Source organism: Lamprobacter sp., from assembly GCF_034860625.1.
Lineage (GTDB): Bacteria > Pseudomonadota > Gammaproteobacteria > Chromatiales > Chromatiaceae > Lamprobacter.
Genome location: NZ_JAYESN010000404.1, coordinates 1 through 2025, shown reverse-complemented (window position 1 = coordinate 2025; position 2025 = coordinate 1). Strand labels below are relative to the sequence as shown.

Genomic DNA, 2025 nt, shown 5'->3' with positions numbered 1-2025 from the left:
CCCGACTTCGACTATTCGCCCTCAGATTCGGCCGAATCCGGCGTATTTTGACGCCTGGCGGCGCGTAAGCACCTGATTTTCCTGACGCCGCCTGTCGAAATCCCGCTGTAGTGCCGACCTAGGTCGTTGAGCTGCCGTGCTTTTTCACCGACACTGGCGGCATGTTCTTGCGCTCAAAGACGCGCCGTAAAGACGGCAAGGAACACCGCTACTGGAGCATTATTGAGAATCGCCGTGTCGCCAGCGGGCGCGTGGTGCAGCGCCAGGTGCTGTACCTCGGCGAGATCAATGACGCCCAGAAAGCAGCCTGGTGCCGCACCATTGCGGTGGTGAGTGAAGACGACGGGGCCTCGGCGCAGGTGGCCCTCTTTCCCGAGGATCGCTCGGTCCCGGTGCTGGATTGCGACGTCATCCAGGTGCGCCTGAGCGGCTTACAGTTGCGCCGCCCGCGTCAATGGGGCGCGTGCTGGCTGATGTGCGAGCTGTGGGCGCAGCTGCGTCTGGATGACTTTTGGGCGCCGCGTTTGTTGCCAAGCCGCAAGGGCACGCGCTGGCTCAACGTGCTCAAAACCCTGGTCTGTTACCGCCTGATTGACCCCGGCAGCGAATGGCGACTGCATCGGCATTGGTTCGACCACAGTGCCATCGGCGATCTGCTCGGCGAGGATTTCACCGTCGCCCACAGCCACACGCTGTACCGCTGTCTGGACAAGCTGCTTGCGCACAAGCGCGCGCTGTTCTCCTCTCTGCAGGAGCGTTGGGTCTCGCTGTTTGGGGTGCGCTTCGATGTCCTGCTCTACGACCTGACCAGCACCTATTTCGAGTCCGATCCGCCCGAGGCCGGCAAGCGCCGCTTTGGCTACAGTCGCGACAAACGCCCAGATTGCGTCCAGGTCGTCATCGCGCTGATCGTCACCCCCGAGGGGTTCCCGTTGGCCTACGAGGTGCTGCCGGGTAATACCAGTGACAAGACGACGCTGACGGACTTCCTGGCCAAGATCGAGGCGCAGTATGGCCGGGCCGATCGGGTCTGGATCATGGACCGCGGCATTCCCACCGAGGAGTCGCTGGCACAGATGCGTGCCAGCGAGCAGCCCGTACACTACTTGGTGGGAGTCCCCAAGGGGCGACTGACCAAGCTCGAGAAGGCCTTTCTCAGCAAACCCTGGGCACAGGTGCGCGAGCAGGTCGACGTCAAGCTCTTGGACAAAGACGGGGAGGTCTACGTCCTCGCGCGCAGCCTCGGTCGGATGCACAAGGAGCGTGCCATGCGTCAACGTCGGCTCAAGCGGCTGTGGCAACGCCTCAAGGAGCTGCAGCGTCAAGCACCCGCGCGCGATGAGCTGCTCATCAAGCTCGGTGCAGCCAAGAAAGAGGCAGGGCGCGCCTATCACTTGTTGCGCATCACCCTGCCTGAGGTGGATCAACCGGTTACCGCCGAGACCTTCACCTTCGTGCTCAACCGCAAAAAGCTGCGTCAAGTGCGCCGCCGTGAGGGCCGCTACCTGCTGCGCTCCAATCTCTGCGACGAAGATCCGGGCACGCTGTGGCGTCATTACATCCAACTCACCGAGGTAGAGCAGGCGTTCAAGGAGCTGAAAGGGGACCTGTCGATCCGTCCGATCTTCCATCAACGCGATGACCGCATTGAGGCACACATCTTTGTGGCCTTCCTTGCCTACTGCCTGCAAGTGACCCTCAAGCAGCGCCTGCGCGCCTTGGCCTCCGGGCTGACGCCACGCGCGGCGTTGGAGAAGTTCGCCGCACTGCAGATGGTCGATGTGCATTTGCCAACCACTGACGGGCGAACCCTGATCCTTAGTCGCTATACCGAGCCCGAGAAGGATCAGCAGTTGCTCCTGAATCAGTTGCGCCTGACATTGCCCGAGCAGCCTCCACCGAGGATCACTTCCGAGCAGGTATCACAAAGCGCCTGATCCACAGCTTGTAGTGCCGACCTTTTTCTTCGTGGAACGGAGAATCAATGGCTTGCTGCGGAGCAAGGGCCGAATAGTCGAAGTCGGG

At 61.9% G+C, this 2025-nt stretch carries 1 protein-coding gene; it reads left to right on the top strand.

Annotated elements, in window-relative coordinates:
- Positions 1–161 precede the first annotated feature (161 nt).
- Entirely contained in the window at positions 162–1937 is a 1776-nt protein-coding gene (locus VBE63_RS28110) for an IS1634 family transposase (protein WP_323686285.1), read from the top strand.
- Positions 1938–2025 lie beyond the last annotated feature (88 nt).